The following is an 18,299-nucleotide window of genomic DNA, read 5'->3' as shown; positions in this document are numbered from 1 at the left end:
TCTCCACTTACATTGTGCATCACCCCTGCGGATGAGAATGCCCCCCATTAGTAAACTCCGATATTTGACTTTTATCACAAACGCCGGAACTGACTCCTGCGGAGTGGTTCCTCGGGCTTGTTGTGTGGTGGGGTCATATCTTGCTAATCGTGGTCGCAAAAAATTTAGTTATACTAAATGTTAATGTTCATGTAATACATATTCCTAAAGGTGTGGTAGTTAGTAGTATTCTATCGGCAATTAAAGCAGTTTTATATCTATAAAGTTTCATCTTATTGTCTGGTTTGTTGTAAGGTAAATGGAAGCGCAGACATAAATTCGAAAAGACAATTCTAATTGCTTCGGCACTTTAAAAGGGATGGGTAATAACCCATCCCTTTTATTAGTACCGCTAAGCAATTAGCTTAGTGAAAACGTGTCTTTGAGAATTTGATGGCTGTGCTGCAATGTACGTTAGTCACACAAACATAACAGAAAGCATCAAACTATATTATTTAATAACTGATTTAAGCCAGCTAGTTCTTAAAACTATGAATAGGCGCTGGAATTCTACCTTTTCTATTCACAAACGCAGAACAATCAAACTGATTTACTGGCATAATTGGTGCGTATCCAAGTAATCCACCAAATTCAACTGTCTCTCCAAGTCCCTTTCCTTCAACAGGAATAACTCTTACAGCAGTTGTCTTCTGGTTGATCATACCAATAGCTGCCTCATCTGCGATGATACCTGAGATTGTTGTAGCCTTTGTATCACCAGGAATGGCAATCATATCAAGACCTACTGAACAAACACAAGTCATAGCCTCAAGCTTTTCAATTGTAAGGCAACCAGCCTCAACAGAATCAATCATACCCTGATCTTCTGAAACAGGAATAAAGGCACCTGATAAACCACCAACGTAAGAAGAAGCCATAACGCCACCCTTCTTAACCTGGTCATTTAAGAGGGCAAGAGCTGCTGTTGTACCAGGAGCACCTGCTCTTTCAAGTCCGATTTCTTCTAAAATATCTGCAACTGAATCGCCGATTGCTGGAGTTGGAGCAAGTGAAAGATCGATGATACCAAAAGGTACACCAAGACGCTTAGAAGCTTCTTGAGCTACTAACTGACCTACTCTAGTAATCTTAAAGGCAGTCTTCTTTATAGTTTCGCAAAGAACCTCGAAGCTCTCACCACGTACTGATTCGAGAGCATATTTTACAACACCTGGACCAGAAACACCTACGTTAATGATTGCATCGTCTTCTGTTACACCGTGGAAAGCTCCAGCCATAAATGGATTATCATCAGGTGCGTTACATAAAACAACTAACTTAGCACAACCAATAGAGTCGTTGTCCTTTGTCAAATGTGCTGTTTCCTTTACAATTTCGCCCATAAGCTTAACTGCATCCATATTGATACCAGTCTTTGTTGAGCCAACATTTACAGAAGCACAAATAAGTTCTGTTTCCTTTAAAGCCTTTGGGATTGAACGAATGAGTAACTCATCAGAACGAGTCATACCCTTTGAAACTACTGCTGAATAACCACCAATAAAGTTAACACCAACTGTGTGTGCAGCCCTATCAAGAGTCTTTGCGATTTCAACATAGTCATCACTTGTCTTACAACAAGCACCACCAACTAAAGAAATTGGTGTGATAGAAATTCTTTTATTAACAATAGGGACACCGAATTCCCTAGCAATGTCTTCACCAGTCTTTACTAAGTTCTTAGCAAGAGTTGTAATTTTATTGTAAATATTATCACATGTAGACTTAAGGTCTGGACTTGCACATTCAAGCAAGTTAATACCCATTGTAATAGTTCTTACATCAAGGTTTTCCTTCTCAACCATCTTATTAGTCTCAGTGACTTCCATAATATTAATCATAGTTTTCTCCTATATTATCAGAGTTTTTATGTGTTTTGAAAAATCGAATTAGATTCTATGCATCATGTCGAAGATTTCTTCCTTCTGGCACTTAATAGAAACGCCGATTCCTTCGCCAAGCTTGTCTAAATTCTCTAAAATTTCATCATAGCTCTTAGTTGTATTAGCAATATCAACGATCATCATCATGTTAAAATAACCTGAAACGATAGTCTGTGAAATATCTAAGATATTGATCTTAGACTCAGCTAAATAAGTACATACCTTTGCTATAATTCCAACTGTATCTTTTCCTACAACTGTAATTACACACTTCTTCATATAATCATTCTCCTTAAAATTAAACACTTGCAAATTGCAAGCTTTATCCCTCTAAAGATACTCTATTTCTGAATGTATGTCAATTTTAAGATAAGCAAAAAGCTTCCAAAACCCCGCATAATTGCAAGATTTCGGAAGCTTTAATTTTTATTCTTTTTGAAAATGTTACTTTAAAGTACATTTAACATGTAAAATTAAATCAAATGCAACATTTAATTACATATAACCTTAAATCACATTTAACATTGAAGTTTCAAATCTCTTTGCCACCTCAATTTCAAAATCACTGGCCTTATAGTCGTTTTCTGACTGGTCAATTTCTAATTTTACAGTTTCATAGGCTAGCTTTTCGTAGTTGTTATCCTTACTTAAGTGGCCAAGAATTACCTTCTTTAAATTAGGATGTAAAACCTTACTAATTAGCTGTCCTGAAGACTCATTACATAAATGTCCCTTATTTCCTAAGATTCTTTGCTTAAGATAATATGGGTAACTACCTACCTGAAGTAGATTTATGTCATGATTAGCCTCTACATATAAAATGTTCGATTCTTTCAAATTCTCAACTGTATAGTCATCATAACAACCAAGGTCTGTACAAACAGCAACCTTCTTATTTGCATTAGTAATGCTGTAAGCACAAGGCTCGTTAGCATCGTGTGAAATTGCAAAAGGTCTAATAACTAAATCGTTAAGGTAAAAGGGAATGTCAACGCCGATTCTATTAAGTATGCCCTCAGGCATATCTCCTAAACCAGCCTCTAATATTCCATCAATTGTACCTTGGGTTGCATAAATTGGAATAGCCTCTTTTCGACTTATAACTCCAATACCCTTAATGTGGTCACTGTGCTCATGTGTTACGAATATTGCAGATAAATCTTTAACTGAAAGGTCGATTTTATTCAAACCCTCTTCAATTTTTTTACGACTAACTCCTGCATCAATTAAAATATGCGTATTATCAGAGCCAACGTAGACGCAGTTTCCACTGCTGCCACTTGCGATTGGCATCATTCTCATTGTGTTATATCCTCCCAATAAAGGTCAATCTTATCTCCTTCCTTTAGAGGAGCTGTGTATTCACCCTTATTTCCATTTTGTTTTAGAACTACGACTCCCTTTGGCTTAGACAAATCAAATTCGTAGAACTGAAATAAGTCTACCAAAATATAGTCGCTTTTTCCAGATAATTTTACAGGTTCATTATTTACAAAAATTGTGATACCCTTAGTTATTTTATTTGGAATCTCTGACTTTTTCTCAACCATAACCATGTCTGCTGCCACCTGCGCCAATTCTTCCTGATTTCCAGGCTTGGCAATATTTTCTGAAAATGTATTGCTTTTTATAATTTCATTCATGAACTTGTCATTTGAAATCTTATTCTTTTTAGTAAAGGAAGCACTCATCTTACCAATACTTGATTCATCGATATTTTTAAGGTCAATGCTTTTTTTAGCTTCTTCCTTTAACTTCTTTTCTTCTTCAAGCATAGCCTTCTTTCTGCCACGCTCCTTAGCCTTTTCTAGTTCCTCAATATCCTCTTCATAGTTTTCCACCTCTAAGCCATTTGTTAGGGTTAGATACTTATTGTCAGGATTTGATGCATTTTCATTACTCTTAATGTAACTTGAGACTGTAATAGAATCACCGGAATAAATCTTAGTAATAGGATTAGCTTCCTCGCCGTTTACAAAGATTTCGTTATCAAGGGCTTTCATGCCAAGACAGTCACAAAGCTGCTTAACAGTATAATAGTTTTCAACTCTTAAATGATCTCCCTCTAAAATGTCGTAATCTTCAGGCTTTGTCTCGCCATTTACATAGACAATCTTTGGAAGTTCAAGTAGCTCACCGTTAAGAGTTAACTTAACTGGGCTTGAGAGCTCCTCTAGCTTATTAAGTGTAAGGTTTGCATCTTCACCGGCAGTTGAATTCTTAATTTCAATCTTTGCATTTTGACCAATCTTAGAATTTAGGTTAGCAGGCTTGCCATTTAGCTTAATTATAGCGCCTTCACCAGATTTACCCTTAACCTGTCTTTGAACGCCATTAATTGAGAAACTAAGGGCCTTACCACGTTTAGGGAATACATCGCTATTAGAATAACCAATCTGAACAAGGGCATCGCTAATTGTTAGGTGGTTGTTGTCATAGAGCTTAACCCTTGACTCGTTTACGCTAACAAAGACAAAGTTGTTCTTCTGGTTATAGAAATTAGTGCAAATTCCGATTGGTGTTACATAAAGGGAATCTTTCTGGAAAGAAACCGCGCTAAAATCCACGCTTTCAAGTACATCTGCCCCACGAACTGCAACTCTCTCCTTTGGAAGACCAAGCTCCTTAGCAAGAGTTTGTGTGTAGCCAGACATTTTGCCACCGCCACCAACTACAAAGACGGCGTTACAGCTCTTGCCTCCATTAAGCTCTTTAATGCGACTTGCTGTTTCCTTAGCCATCTCACCAATTGGCTCTGAGGCAACTTTATTAATATCTGAAACATTGATTTTTTGCTCAATGCCCATGACATCTTTAAATTTCACCTGTCCCTTTGGCTTAGAGCTTGCAATCATCTTAATCTGCTCTGCAGTTTTAAAGTCTACAAGATAGTGTCTTGCAATGGCTTCAGTGATTTCATCTCCTGCCACAGGAATCATGCCAAAGGCAATAATGCTGCCATCCTTAGTTAGGCAAATATCGGAAGTTCCAGCGCCTACATCCACCAAACCTAGATTAAGCAGTCTAAAGTTTTCTGGCACCGCTATATTAATAGCAGCAATAGGTTCTAGAGTAAGGCTAGCCACCTTTAGGTCAGCGTGCTCCACAGCCATATACAAGCTATCTACAACTTCTTCTGGTAAAAATGTAGCAATTAAATCTACCTCTATCTTCTTTGCCTTATGGCCTTCAAGATTGCTAATTTCAAAGCCATTAAGAAGATATCTTACAGCGGAATGACCTACGCAAAAGAATTTCGCTTCGGCATCCTCTTCGTTTACCTTTTTATGTGCATTTTCAATGGCCTGTAATTCCATAGAGAAAACGTGATCCTTAGTGATTCTTGTTTCCTCATCAAATTCCATTATGCCCTTTGTATTAATAGTCTTTAATACTCGACCAGCTGCAGCAATACACACATCCTTAAGTTTAGTGTCAAGTTGAGCCTCTAAGTCGTTTTTGACCTCAAGGATTTTCTCTCCAACCTTGTAGATGTCATGAATCTGACCATCAAGCATAGATCTGCTCTCATGCTCCCTCTCAGACATAGCTACAACCTTAAAGATGTCATTTTCTACACAACCAACCACACCTACAACATTTCTTGTTCCGATGTCCAACCCGAAAACAAGGCTGTCTAGACCAATTCGTGTTTCCATCCCAAATACCCCCTAAATATAAAGTAAGGTCAACTAGTATATTAAATTCACGTTTAAATTATTTTTAATATATCATAAATTTAGCAAACTAGCAAGTTTTCCTTTAATATTCTCTATACTTGTATCATTGTCTATTGTATGGTCTGTTCTATTTTTAAAGTCTTCTTCTGAGAGCTGGGCCTCAAAGATTTTGTCGATTTTCTCATCTGAGTAGCCACGACTCTCTCTTAATCTCTGCCTTCTTGTTTCTTTACTTGCGAAAATGTACCAAGTCTCGTCACAAAATACATCATAGTGATCTTCTAGCAAAAGGGCAGCCTCAACAAAGCAAAAATCCACGTCATCCTTAATCTTATGCTCAGTGATTTTCTTTATAATCTCCTGCTTAGTTAAGGGATGAACTATGCTATTTACAAGGATTCGCTTGTTGGGATTATTATAAATAATCTTTGAGAGCTTACTTGTATCAATGGCATCTTTTGTCTCATTTAGAATTTCTTCCCCAAAGAATTCTATTAAGTCTTCAAAGGCCTTATTTCCCTTAAAATACATGGACTTTGCCACATCATCTGCCATTAAAATTTCGCAGTTTGTCATTTCCTTTAAAAGAGAAAGGACGAGGGACTTTCCAGCCCCCACGCCTCCTGTAATACCTATTGTTTTCATATTATTCCTTTTAATTAATGGCATTCAAGCCAGTTTTTACCAACATTTAAATCAATTTCAAGGGATACCTTTAATTTAGCAGCTTCCTTCATGCCCTTTTCAATGATTTCTCTTACCTTCTCGATTTCATCATTAGCAACCTCTACTAATAATTCATCGTGAACCTGTAAAACAAGGTGTGACTTTAAATTTGCCTTCTTTAATTCATCATAAACTCTAATCATGGCAATCTTAATAATATCTGCTGCAGTTCCCTGAATTGGAGCGTTCATGGCGATTCTTTCACCGAATTTTTTTTGCATAAAGTTAGATGCCTTTAATTCAGGAATAGGTCTACGTCTGTTAAACATAGTGATTGAGTATCCATTTTCCTTAGCATTCTCTACTAAGCCATCAATAAAGTCTTTAATAGATGGGTAGCTTTCAAAGTACTGATCGATATACTGCTTAGCTTCTTTTGGTGAAATACTTAAGTCTTTACTTAAACCAAAGGAGCTGATTCCATAGATAATACCAAAGTTTACGGCCTTGGCATTTCTTCTTTGAAGGTCAGTTACCTCTTCAAGCGGTGTGTTAAATACGTGAGATGCAGTAGCTCTATGAATATCTACGTCTGAATTGTAGCTTTCAATAAGCTTTTCATCACCTGACATATGAGCAAGGATTCTAAGCTCAATCTGTGAGTAATCCGCATCAATAAAGCTAAAGCCTTCTCTTGGAATAAATACCTTTCTAAACAACTTACCCATTTCCATTCTAATTGGAATGTTTTGTAGGTTTGGATTAGTAGAGCTGATTCTTCCAGTAGCTGTAATTGTCTGGTTGAAGTTTGAATGAATTCTACCATCCTCTCCTATATATTCTGTTAAACCGTCAGCATAAGTTGACTTTAACTTAGCTAACTGTCTGTATTCTAGGATATCATTAACAATTGGATAATCCACTGCTAACTCTTCTAAGACATCAGAGGCAGTTGAATAACCACTCTTTGTCTTCTTCTTTACTGGCATGCCAAGCTTTTCAAAAAGAATAACTCCTAACTGCTTTGGAGAATTAATATTAAATTCCTCTCCTGCAGTCTTATAGATGCTTGCCTCAAGGTCTTCTATTCTTTCTGCAAGAACTGCTGAGTAGTCAATTAATTCCTGTTTATCTACTCTTACGCCCTGCTTTTCCATCTCGTATAAAACAAAGATTAGTGGCATTTCCATATTAATAAATAAGTCATACATGTCCATTTTTTTCAAATTATCAAGAATATTATTGGCAACCTTTAAGTAAATGTATGACTGTAGGCAAGCGTACTTAACTAGATTCTCATTATTAGTCTGGCTAGCCTTTTCTAAGCTGTCCTTACCAATTAACTCAGCTCTTGCTGGCAGGTTAATGTCCATATAAGTTCTTGCAAGGGCTACATAGTCGTAGCTTTCATTGTTTGGTGCAAGTAAATATTCTCCAACAGATAAGTCAAGGAATGCATTTTCAGGGACATCTGAGTATTCATAAAGACTTGTTGTGTCCAAAAATTTCAAAACAGATTTCAAGCCTGAAGTAACAATTAATCTGCCATCTGCTAGCTTGATTGCTTCACGTAGTCTTGCTACAAGGTAGTTTTCATTCACAAAACCAGTGCATGGAATATAGTAAATCTCCTCATCAGAGAGACTAAGGGCAATGCCTGATAAACTTTCTTCTGCAAGTACTGCCAAGCCGATTTGCTTGCCGCTCTCTACCATTTCCTTTACTTTATTAAAAATGTCTTCCACCTCGTTAAATTCAGTAATTTCCTTGAAATTATCGTAAACTTCAAGTTCTTTTTGAGGCATATTCTTATCAAATTTAGATAACATATTCTTAAAGTTATAGCGCTTAAATAACTCATAAGAATCTGCATTAAACATATCATCAAGGCCTGCTGACTCTAATTTAAAGCCAAGGTCTACATCCGTTTTAATTGTAACTAAGATTTTGCTTTGTCTTAAAACTTCAATGTTATTTCCAATACTTTCTCTTTGTTTAGGTGTTAATTTATCTAAATTTTTAAACACATTTTCCATAGTTTTATAATCAGCTATAATTTTGCAAGCAGTTTTTATGCCAATACCAGGAGCACCAGGAATATTATCAGATGTATCTCCCATTAAGGCCTTAACATCAATAAATTCAAGAGGTGTAACGCCGTAGGTCTCGAAAACATTTTCAGGTAAATAATCTTCAACCTCAGTGCCGCCCTTCTTAGTCTTTGGGATTCTAATCTTAATATGCTCTTCGCAAAGCTGGAGTAAATCTCTATCACCAGAGACGATTACTACATCAAGTCCGTCTCTTGCGCTTGTCTTTGCAATAGTTCCAATAATGTCATCTGCTTCAAAGCCTTCGCAAGTTACAACATTAATATTCATGCTTCTAAGTAGGTCCTGCATAAGGGGCACCTGCTGCTTAAACTCTGGTGCTGCGGCCTTTCTTGTGCCCTTATATTCCTTATACATTACATGTCTAAAGGTAGGGACAGGCAAGTCAAAAGCTACAGTTAAGTAGTCAGGCTTTTCCTCATCAAGGAACTTAAACATGATATTAAGAAATCCATACATGGCATTAGTGTGGATTCCTTCGCTGTTTGTTAGGTCAGGTATGCCATAAAAGGCTCTATTTAAGATACTGTGACCATCTATTAATACAATTTTTTTTCTCATTTTTCCTCCAATTAATTACAAATAGTTTATGATAAACCAGATTATACAAGTTAAAAGCATAAGCATATTAACTGTCATTAGGAAATATCGATTAAGCTTTCTGCGTTTTTTTATTCTTTCTTGTTTTTGCTCTTCAAGCTTTAATTTCAAGTCTACTATGCCTGCAAAATCAAGAGAATCGAAGAGCTTTTGAAAAGCGTGCCTGTTGGCAAACTCTTCCTTTGATCTCATTTGATTATCTATTATATCATCATCGGATAATCCATATTTAACAATGTAATATATCTCAAGCTCTTCCCTACAATCGGGACAAGTTTTTAGATGATTAATAAAATCCTCATTCATTTTAAATGATAATCTTGATTTATCAAAGTCTTCGAATTGATTTTGAAAATATTTACATTTCATATAAGACTCCTTTTTATCCCTGCTTAGGATTTCTCCGACTAAACTAAAAAAACCACCTAAGCCAACTGACTTAAGTGGTTAAGTTAATGCGGATGGCGGGACTTGAACCCGCACGATGTCACCACCGGCAGATTTTGAGTCTGCTGCGTCTGCCATTCCGCCACATCCGCGCGCTTAATTAGAATATCATAACTTTGCACTAAAATCAAGGCTAATTCAGAACAATTCTAACTTTCAACTATCTATTTTTTGAAGATAAAAGACGTCTAATATTTTCAAAAAACATTTTATTCATCTAGCCAAGTTAATTTGACTAGATGAATAAAACAAAAATAAATTCTAAAATTAATTGTAATAGGAATTACAAAAGCAATTAGTATAAAGATCTATATAACTCTTCATACTTCTTAGCAGATGTCTTCCAAGAGAAGTCTGCCTTCATGCCTCTATCTACAATCTTATTCCACTCTCTCTTGTGGTTGTAGTAAACGTCCTTTGCGTAGTTTACAATGCCAAGCATTTCATGAGCGTTATAGTTTGCAAAGGAGAAACCTGTTCCCTTGCTTTCATATTCATTATAAGCCTCAACTGTATCCTTTAGACCACCTGTTTCACGAACAATAGGTACTGTTCCGTATCTTAGGGCCATTAACTGGCTTAAGCCACATGGCTCAAAGAGTGATGGCATAAGAAATGCATCACAAGCTGCATAAATCTTATGTGACATTGCTTCTGAATAGTAAATATTAGCTGAAACTCTGTCATTATATTTCCAATCGAAATGTCTAAACATGTTCTCGTAACGTTCTTCACCGGTACCAAGTACTACTAACTGAACGTCTTCACTACATAGCTCATCCATAACATAGGCAATTAAATCAAGACCCTTTTGATCTGTAAGTCTTGATACAATACCAATCATAAACTTTGACTTATCTTCCTTTAAGCCAAGTTCCCTCTGAAGTGCTACCTTATTCTTCCACTTTTCCTTACGGAAAGTAATCTGATTATAATTAGCAACTAAGTTAGTATCAGTTTCTGGATTGTATGTTTCGTAGTCGATACCATTTACAATACCACTTAGGCAATTAGATCTAGCATTCATAAGTCCGTCTAGATTCTCACCATAGAATGGTGTCTTAATTTCCTGGGCATATGTTTCAGAAACTGTTGTAACTCTATCGGCATAAACAATACCACCCTTTAAATAATTAGCATCCTCATAAGCCTCTAACTTATCTGGAGCAAAATATTCATCAGGAAGTCCTGTTATATCCTTTACCTTCTTTAAATCCCAGATACCCTGGAACTTAAGGTTATGAATTGTCATAATTGATTTAACACCTGAATAGAACTCACCCTGTGAGAAACGTTCTTTTAAATAAACAGGAATTAAACCTGTTTGCCAATCATGACAGTGAATAATATCTGGATTAAATCCGATTACTGGAATTGCAGAAAGAGCTGCCTTACTAAAGAAGGCAAATTTCTCAATATCTTCATGGATCCAACTATAAGGCTTTGGACCACCGAAATAGAATTCATTATCAATGAAATAAAAAGTTACTCCGTCCCATTCTAGTTCAAACACACCTACATACTGAGTTCTCCAAGCGAGATCAATATAGAAATGTGTCTTATAAACCATCTTTTCTCTGTACTCCCAAGGTATACACATAAACTTTGGAAGCATTACTCTTACATCGTATTCCTCTTTGTTAAAATACTTTGGAAGAGAACCTACAACATCAGCTAATCCGCCAGTTTTAATAAAAGGTACCGCCTCTGATGCTATAAATAATACGTTTTTCATTCCTTCCCTCCTAGAACATATAAAATATGCTTTAAATTAGCCTCTCCCTAAGGCTAAAAAATTAGCTTTATTACTTCTCCATTAAAGCTAATAATCTATGGCAAAAATAGCAAAAAAATAAGTGTGGCCACAGACCACACTTATTATAACATATTTAACTTCCAAACACTAGTTAAATAACGAGATATTCTAAATTTACCAATATCTTCTAATCGATGTTATAGACATTCCTAATCCATATACATTAATTGTACATACCTTCTTACCAGGTACTGGTGCATGAATCATCATGTTATTACCAATGTAGATACCTACATGTCCTGGATAACAAATGATATCGCCAGGTTGAGCTTCACTAATACTTGAAATCTTAGTACCGCCTGATGCCTGTCCAGAGGATGTTCTTGAAACGGAAATTCCTAACTGATTGAAAATGTAATAAATCAATCCAGAACAGTCAAAACCTGTAGATGGTGAAGCACCACCACTTACATAATTATAACCAACACATGAGTAAGCCATGCTTACAATCTGGTTTGCTACTGAACTGTTATTATTAGCTGTAACAGTTGTAGTAGTTGTTGTTGTAGTAGTAGTTGTTGACTTCTTTGCTGATGCTGCTGCCCTAGCTGCTGCTGCAGCTGCTGCCTTCTCAGTTGCATCTGCGATTAATTCATCGTAGTTTTCAATAGAGGCTTCCTGCTCTTCAATAGTAGTATATAGACTTGCTTGCTTGTCAGTTAATTCCTGACTTGTCTGTGCTAAAGCTTCTTCTTTTTCTTCAACTTCAGCTTTAAGATCTGCAACAGCCTGTGCTGTAGCTGCCATCTCATCTAACTGTTCACGATCATAAGTGTATACTGACTGTAAGTAGTTAGTCTTATTAAGTAATTCACTCATGTCTGCAGAAGATAAGAAAACATCTGAGATTGTTGCTGACTGATCCTCGTACATGTACTTGATACGTAACTTCATATCATCGTACTGCTGTGCAAGTTTCTCTTCAGCCTCTGCTAACTGTTGATTAACCTCTTCTTTCTCTTCAGTTAAATCAGCTGCTTGTTGTTCTAATTCATCAATCTGTACAAGCACGTAAGCTAACTGATTCTTTAAATCATCAAGTGTGCTTTCTGCCTGACTCTTTTGATTCTTTAGAGTTGTTACATCATCATCAGCAAAAACTGCTGAAGCTGCAAGTGATGTAATCAACAAAGTTGCTGCAAATGTCTTAAATACTCTCTTGCGCATACTCTTCCTCTCCATTATTTTATTACAGAATTATTAAAATCCTGTTAAAACACTTTTAAAGTATACTCCACCTTTAGGAAAAGTTCAAGTTTTTAGAACGGCTTTTTAATTCCTTGGCATTAGTAAGAGTTGCTTTTGTCATCTCTCCATCACCAAGAAGTCTAGCAAGTTCCTTAATAGACTCTTCTTCAGATAAAGCTTTTATATTACTAATAGTTCTATTATTAGATAAGGCCTTTTCAATAATAAAATGCTTAGATGCCATAGCTGCAATTTGTGGTAAGTGAGTAATACAAATTATCTGATTTGAATTTGATAGACTAAGAAGTTTAGCTGCAACCATAGAGGCTGTCTTACCACTAATACCTGCATCAATTTCATCGAAAATGTAACTAGTCTGATCATTTTTACTTGCCATAATACTTTTAAGCGCTAGCATAATTCTTGAAAGCTCACCACCAGAGGCAACCTTTGATAAAGGCTTAATCTCCTCACCTGGGTTTGTGCTAATCATAAAGGTAATCTTATCAACACCCTTTGCACTAAGTGGACTTTCACTAAAGTCAATTTCAAACTTAACATCAAGGAAATTAAGTTCCTTTAGAGCCTTAACAAAAGCAGCTTCTAATTTTTTAGCTCCAGCTTTTCTAAGGTCACTAAGCTTAGCTGCAAGTTTTTTACACTCTTCTTCTTTAGCTGTAACTTCCTTTTTCTTTTTACTATATACATTGTCAAAATCTAAGTATTCTTCAAGTAAAGCCTGCTTTTTATCAAGATTTTCTAATATATCCTCAATAGTCTTACCATATTTCATCTTAAGATTATTGATTAAATCAAGTCTTTCCTCAAGTTCATTAAATCTCTCTTCATCAAATTCTAAATCATCCATGTAATTTGAAACCTGATGTGCCACATCTGAAATTAAATCCTCAATAGATGATAAAGTGTTTGATAAATCCTCTAGGTCTTCATCATATTCAAGGGCCTTATTGGTATGTCTTAAAATGTCTGAAATCATATCAGATACATTAGTTTCACCATCATATAGATTTTCCGATACAAGAGCTAATTCAGAAACGATTTTTTGATAATTTCTCATCTTTGTGTATTCATTTTCCAAATCAGAATCCTCATTAGGACTTAAATTAGCGGCACTAATTTCATTAATCTCAAATTCAAGGAAAGAAGTTTGTCTATTTCTTTCTTCCTCGTTAATATTAAGTGCATCAAGGGCCTGCTTAGCCTCTTTAAATTCTTTATAGGCAGACTTTAAGTCAGATAAAACTACAGCTGCTTCGTTTTTAATATATTCATCAACGGTCTCAAGCTGTTTATTCTCATCTATTAAAATCTGATTATCTCTTTGTCCATGGATATTAATTAAGAGATTGGCTAATTGCCTTGTTTGACTTGATGTAAAAGATTGTCCGTTTACTTTAATAGTTGAACGGCTTGGAGAAATTTTTCTAGAAATCACTAATTCCCCCTCATCAATATCTAAGATACCAAGCTCTTTAAGCTCTTGTCTTGTTTTTTCATCTTCTACATAAAATGTTACTTCGGCTAGGCCGTAATCGCAGCCAGTTCTAATAAAATCAGGGCTAGTTTTAGCACCAAGAGCTGCGTTAATTGAACCTAGGATTATAGACTTACCAGCGCCAGTTTCGCCAGTTAAAATATTTAGACCTTCTTCAAAGTCGATGTTCTCTTCCTCAATAAGAGCAAGATTTTTTACATGTAAATTAACTAACACCCCACTACCTCTCTTTACTCAAAGTCCTCATTTCCATCTTTGTGACTTGGTTCCTCAGCTACAAACTTTCTAATTCTACTCATAACCTCAAGAGCTTCCTTCTCAGTTCTAATAGCACAAAGAATTGTGTCATCACCTGCAACAGCACCTACAATTTCAGGCCACTTTAGGGCATCAAAGGCCGCACAAACAGCCATTGCCATACCTGAAACTGTCTTTACTACTAAAATGTTTTGAGCCACGTCACATGATAAGAAGCCCTGTCTTAAAACACCTTCGAATCTTCCGTTAAGGGCTACATTTTCATTAGTAGGAAGGGCATACTTCTGGCTTTTTGAACCAGAGGCTACTTTAGTTAAGTTAAGCTCTCTAATATCTCTTGATATAGTTGCCTGAGTAGCGTTATAACCTGCATCAAGTAAGGCCTTAGCTAATTCATCCTGTGTTGCTATATCGTAAGAAGTAATAAGCTCAACAATTTTTTGTTGTCTTGCATTCTTCATTTTAAAATTTTCTCCTTTTTTACATTTCTTTATTACATTTTATCCCTTATTCTTTCTAGGAAAGAAGCCTTGTTGGTCTTAATAAACTTGGCTATCTTCTTTGATCTACATACCTTAATTTTATCCCCTGGTAAGCAATCAATAAATTTTTCTCCGTCAAAGGTTGCAACTCTTCTATCCGCCGCCTTTTTATTGTCTTTAATAACTATAGTTACGCAATCCTCTGCTCCAAAAATAATACTTCTTGAATTAAGAGAATGTGGGCAAATTGCAGTCATTAAAATAAGATTGGCATTTGGCTGAATAATTGGACCACCTGCAGATAGGCTGTAGGCTGTTGAGCCTGTGGCAGTGGATAAAATCACGCCATCCGCCATGTAAGTAGTCAAATACTCATCATTTACATAGACGTCATACTCCATAATTGAGAGATTACCTGACCTATTTAATACTACATCATTAAGGGCGGTCTCTTCAAAGATAAGTTTGTCGTCACGATAGATTTGTCCATTAAGCATCATTCGCTCATCAATTAGGTATTGATCTTTAAAGAGCAAATCGATGGTGTCATAGACATTTGCCATATCTGTATCTGTTAAATAACCAAGAGTTCCAATATTAACCCCTAGAAACGGAAGATTTAAGCCATTTAGATCATCCGAGGCCTGAATTAGAGTACCGTCTCCACCAAGCACAATTATACACTCCACACCTTCAGGAATATTTTTGCAGTCCGTATAATTACAAGCATTCTCAATTAGCTCATAACTATAAATGCTACAAGTTCCGCCCATATTCTTTATATATTGGCATATTCTGTTGGAATAGAGTCCCTCCCTATCCTTTAAAGGATTGGCTACAATAAAAAAATTTTTCATTTGAGCCTCCAAAACACATTTATCTACTAATTTAAATTATTTATCTAATGAATCGTGTGCAGCATTTACCACATCACTAATATTAAATGGCATTTCTTCGTAACTGCCTTCTGTATGCTTCTGAAGATGAATTAAGTATTCAATATTACCTTCAGGTCCCTTAACTGGTGAGAAATCAAGGGCTAAGCACTCAAAGCCTATTGAGATTGCAAAATCAGCAACCATCTTAATTACGCTTTCATGTACTGACTTATCTCTAACTACGCCATGTTTTCCAACCTGCTCTCTTCCAGCCTCAAACTGTGGCTTAATAAGACAAACCATCTGGCCATCATCTGCTAATAATTCCTTTGCAGGGCCTAAAACCTTAGTAAGAGAAATAAAGGAAACATCACAGCTTGCAAGCTGAATCTTATCATCAATATCCTCTGGTGTAACATAGCGGATATTGGTTTTTTCCATGCAAACTACTCTCTCATCGTTTCTTAATTTCCAAGCAAGCTGACCATGTCCTACATCTACTGCATAAACCTTAACAGCACCATTTTGTAGCATGCAATCAGTAAAGCCACCTGTTGATGACCCGATATCCATACAAACCTTGCCATTTGGTGTAACATCGAAGTTTTCCATAGCCTTTTCAAGCTTAAGACCACCACGGCTAACATACTTTAAAGTATTGCCTCTAACCTCAATATTAACTGTTTCTGCAAATGTAGTACCAGCCTTATCTTCCTTCTGGCCATCTACATAGACAATGCCAGCCATAATAATGCTTTTAGCCTTCTCTCTTGAAGGAGCTAAATTTCTTTTTACTAATAAAACATCTAATCTTTCTTTTGCCATTATATCTCCTTATGAACTGAAAGGATTCTTTCTTCAATGGAATCCACATCAATTCCAGCTTCTTTCATTAAAATATCAACACTACCATGTTCAATATAATCATCTGGTAGAGAAATTTCTAAACATCTAGGTTTTAATTTTGTATCATTAATCATCTGACAGACTGCTCTACCATAGCCGCCAGATGCTACATTTTCTTCTAAAGTAACAATTAAACTATGATTCATGCTTAACTCTAATATAAGCTTTTCATCAATAGGCTTAACAAATCTAGCATTAACTAAGGTTACATTAAGGCCTCTAGCTTTAAGTCTTTTTCTAACTTCGTCCCCTAGTTTAACCATGCTACCAACTGCAAGAATTGCTATATCTTTCTCTTTATATAAAATCTCCGACTTAGCAAGCACAATCTCTTCCTTAAATTCGTGGAAGTCAGTGCAAGCCTCACCTCTTGGATAACGAAGGGCTATTGGACCGTTATGTTCTTCAAGGGCAAACTTAAGTCCTTCCTTTAATTCCCAGTCATTCTTTGGAGCAAAGATAGTCATGTTAGGAATTGAAGATAGGAAAGAAAGGTCAAATATACCTTGATGAGTCTCTCCATCTGCACCTACAAGTCCCGCTCTATCTATGGCAAATACCACATGAAGCTGTTGAATACAAACGTCATGTAGGATCTGATCGTAAGCTCTTTGAAGGAAGGAAGAATATACTGCAAATACGGGTTTCATGCCCCCTGCTGCCATACCAGCTGCAAAGGTTGTGGCATGTTCTTCTGCAATTCCCACATCAAAGAATCTGTCCGGGAACCATTTTGAAAATTTAGTAAGGCCCGTTCCATCTGGCATAGCCGCTGTAATTGCACAAATCTTCTTATCCTTCTTTGCCAAATGACAAATTGCATCTGAAAACACACTAGAATAAGTTGGATTCTTTGGCTTGTTTAAAACATTTCCAGTTTTTACATCAAATGGAGCAATACCGTGGAACTTACTAGGATTTCTCTCCGCCTGCTTATAGCCTCGACCTTTTTGAGTAACCACATGAACTATAACCGCGCCATTAATTCTTTTGGCTACCTTTAAGGTCTTAATAAGTTTTTCTGTATCATGACCGTTAACTGGTCCTAGATAAGCAATTCCCATACTTTCAAACAATTGATTTGGAAGGATAATCTGCTTTAGATTATTCTTAGTCTTCTTTAGGGCGCTAACCATGCGGCTGCCCCCTGGAATCTTATATAAAGAATTAGCTAAATTTTCCTTAAAATCAATATATGAATCCGATGAACGAATATCACTTAACATATATGAAACACCGCCTATATTCTTAGATATAGACATGGCATTATCATTAAGAACAATAATGAAATTTGTCTTTAGTGAAGAGGCGTTATTTAGCGCCTCATAGGCCATACCCCCTGTAAGGGCACCATCACCTATTACTGAAACTACGCTGTAGTTTTGACCCTGACAGTCTCTAGAACAGACGTAACCTAGACCTGCCGAGATAGATGTAGATGAATGACCTGTATCAAAGGCATCATAATTACTTTCATTTCTCTTAGGGAATCCACTCATTCCACCAAACTTACGAAGCCCATCAAACTGGTCCTTTCGACCGGTTAAAATCTTATGAGTGTAAGACTGATGTCCCACATCCCAAATAATCTTATCCTTTGGTAAATCAAAAGCCAAGTGTAATGCAATTGTAAGTTCAACAACGCCTAAATTAGACGCAAGATGTCCACCTGTCTTACTAATATGATTAATAAGAAAGTCTCTTATTTCTTCTGCCAACTGATTATATTCAATTGGCGATAATTTTTTCACATCACCAGGTTTATTAATTTTCTCAAGGATCATAATTTCATCTCAACCACTTTCATTTTATTTAAACGAAAACTAATT

Annotated in this window: 14 protein-coding genes and 1 tRNA gene; all 15 read right to left on the bottom strand. The window is 36.2% G+C overall.

Features of this window, described 5'->3' with window-relative positions; all coding sequences use genetic code 11:
- Positions 1 to 515 precede the first annotated feature (515 nt).
- A complete protein-coding gene (locus G600_RS0103595) occupies positions 516 to 1,880 on the bottom strand; it encodes a PFL family protein (protein WP_027430709.1) in 1,365 nt (454 codons plus the stop codon).
- A 48-nt stretch (positions 1,881 to 1,928) separates the two neighbouring features.
- Positions 1,929 to 2,201 carry an ACT domain-containing protein gene (locus G600_RS0103590; RefSeq protein ID WP_027430708.1) on the bottom strand — a complete coding sequence of 91 codons (273 nt, stop codon included), beginning with the start codon at positions 2,199 to 2,201 and terminating at the stop codon, positions 1,929 to 1,931.
- 228 nt (positions 2,202 to 2,429) lie between these two features.
- Positions 2,430 to 3,224 (bottom strand): MBL fold metallo-hydrolase, encoded by a 795-nt coding sequence (locus G600_RS0103585; protein WP_027430707.1) that lies wholly within the window; start codon positions 3,222 to 3,224, stop codon positions 2,430 to 2,432.
- Positions 3,221 to 5,581 (bottom strand): cell division protein FtsA, encoded by a 2,361-nt coding sequence (locus G600_RS0103580; protein ID WP_027430706.1) that lies wholly within the window; start codon positions 5,579 to 5,581, stop codon positions 3,221 to 3,223. Before G600_RS0103580 ends, G600_RS0103585 begins: the two co-directional genes overlap by 4 nt.
- A 72-nt stretch (positions 5,582 to 5,653) precedes the next feature.
- Positions 5,654 to 6,247, bottom strand: a complete 594-nt coding sequence (gene coaE, locus G600_RS0103575; RefSeq protein WP_027430705.1) for a dephospho-CoA kinase — start codon at positions 6,245 to 6,247, stop codon at positions 5,654 to 5,656.
- Positions 6,248 to 6,261: 14 nt separating this feature from the next.
- Positions 6,262 to 8,940 carry a DNA polymerase I gene (gene polA, locus G600_RS0103570; protein ID WP_027430704.1) on the bottom strand — a complete coding sequence of 893 codons (2,679 nt, stop codon included), beginning with the start codon at positions 8,938 to 8,940 and terminating at the stop codon, positions 6,262 to 6,264.
- A gap of 15 nt (positions 8,941 to 8,955) precedes the next feature.
- On the bottom strand, positions 8,956 to 9,348 hold the full coding sequence (locus G600_RS14935; RefSeq protein WP_051195346.1) for a hypothetical protein: 393 nt from the start codon (positions 9,346 to 9,348) through the stop codon (positions 8,956 to 8,958).
- A gap of 87 nt (positions 9,349 to 9,435) precedes the next feature.
- Positions 9,436 to 9,518 (bottom strand) — tRNA-Leu (locus G600_RS0103560).
- 203 nt (positions 9,519 to 9,721) lie between these two features.
- Entirely contained in the window at positions 9,722 to 11,161 is a 1,440-nt protein-coding gene (gene glgA, locus G600_RS0103555) for a glycogen synthase GlgA (protein WP_027430703.1), read from the bottom strand.
- Positions 11,162 to 11,356: 195 nt separating this feature from the next.
- The gene (locus G600_RS13685) at positions 11,357 to 12,409 is read right to left on the bottom strand and encodes a C40 family peptidase (RefSeq protein WP_051195345.1); all 1,053 of its coding nucleotides are present in this window, start codon (positions 12,407 to 12,409) and stop codon (positions 11,357 to 11,359) included.
- Positions 12,410 to 12,482: 73 nt separating this feature from the next.
- On the bottom strand, positions 12,483 to 14,162 hold the full coding sequence (gene recN, locus G600_RS0103545; protein ID WP_027430702.1) for a DNA repair protein RecN: 1,680 nt from the start codon (positions 14,160 to 14,162) through the stop codon (positions 12,483 to 12,485).
- Positions 14,163 to 14,176: 14 nt separating this feature from the next.
- Complete coding sequence (gene argR / locus G600_RS13680; RefSeq protein WP_051195344.1) at positions 14,177 to 14,665, bottom strand: arginine repressor; 489 nt, start codon at positions 14,663 to 14,665, stop codon at positions 14,177 to 14,179.
- A gap of 32 nt (positions 14,666 to 14,697) precedes the next feature.
- A complete protein-coding gene (locus G600_RS0103535; RefSeq protein ID WP_027430701.1) occupies positions 14,698 to 15,543 on the bottom strand; it encodes an NAD(+)/NADH kinase in 846 nt (281 codons plus the stop codon).
- Positions 15,544 to 15,579: 36 nt separating this feature from the next.
- Positions 15,580 to 16,389, bottom strand: coding sequence for a TlyA family RNA methyltransferase (locus G600_RS0103530; protein ID WP_027430700.1), 810 nt, complete (start codon positions 16,387 to 16,389; stop codon positions 15,580 to 15,582).
- Positions 16,389 to 18,254 (bottom strand): 1-deoxy-D-xylulose-5-phosphate synthase, encoded by a 1,866-nt coding sequence (dxs, locus tag G600_RS0103525; RefSeq protein WP_027430699.1) that lies wholly within the window; start codon positions 18,252 to 18,254, stop codon positions 16,389 to 16,391. Before dxs ends, G600_RS0103530 begins: the two co-directional genes overlap by 1 nt.
- Positions 18,255 to 18,299: the final 45 nt, after the last annotated feature.

Source organism: Lachnospira multipara ATCC 19207 (assembly GCF_000424105.1).
In the GTDB taxonomy this organism is placed as follows: domain Bacteria; phylum Bacillota; class Clostridia; order Lachnospirales; family Lachnospiraceae; genus Lachnospira; species Lachnospira multipara.
Note: the sequence above shows the minus strand (reverse complement) of the source record. Positions and strands in the feature narration are given on the sequence as shown.

Excerpts from the sequence above, each read along its gene's own strand:
- G600_RS0103595 (WP_027430709.1), bottom strand. The coding sequence starts at position 1,880 with ATGATTAATATTATGGAAGTCACTGAGACTAATAAGATGGTTGAGAAG.
- G600_RS0103590 (WP_027430708.1), bottom strand. The coding sequence starts at position 2,201 with ATGAAGAAGTGTGTAATTACAGTTGTAGGAAAAGATACAGTTGGAATT.
- G600_RS0103585 (WP_027430707.1), bottom strand. The coding sequence starts at position 3,224 with ATGAGAATGATGCCAATCGCAAGTGGCAGCAGTGGAAACTGCGTCTAC.
- G600_RS0103580 (WP_027430706.1), bottom strand. The coding sequence starts at position 5,581 with ATGGAAACACGAATTGGTCTAGACAGCCTTGTTTTCGGGTTGGACATC.
- coaE (WP_027430705.1), bottom strand. The coding sequence starts at position 6,247 with ATGAAAACAATAGGTATTACAGGAGGCGTGGGGGCTGGAAAGTCCCTC.
- polA (WP_027430704.1), bottom strand. The coding sequence starts at position 8,940 with ATGAGAAAAAAAATTGTATTAATAGATGGTCACAGTATCTTAAATAGA.
- G600_RS14935 (WP_051195346.1), bottom strand. The coding sequence starts at position 9,348 with ATGAAATGTAAATATTTTCAAAATCAATTCGAAGACTTTGATAAATCA.
- glgA (WP_027430703.1), bottom strand. The coding sequence starts at position 11,161 with ATGAAAAACGTATTATTTATAGCATCAGAGGCGGTACCTTTTATTAAA.
- G600_RS13685 (WP_051195345.1), bottom strand. The coding sequence starts at position 12,409 with ATGCGCAAGAGAGTATTTAAGACATTTGCAGCAACTTTGTTGATTACA.
- argR (WP_051195344.1), bottom strand. The coding sequence starts at position 14,665 with ATGAAGAATGCAAGACAACAAAAAATTGTTGAGCTTATTACTTCTTAC.
- G600_RS0103535 (WP_027430701.1), bottom strand. The coding sequence starts at position 15,543 with ATGAAAAATTTTTTTATTGTAGCCAATCCTTTAAAGGATAGGGAGGGA.
- G600_RS0103530 (WP_027430700.1), bottom strand. The coding sequence starts at position 16,389 with ATGGCAAAAGAAAGATTAGATGTTTTATTAGTAAAAAGAAATTTAGCT.
- dxs (WP_027430699.1), bottom strand. The coding sequence starts at position 18,254 with ATGATCCTTGAGAAAATTAATAAACCTGGTGATGTGAAAAAATTATCG.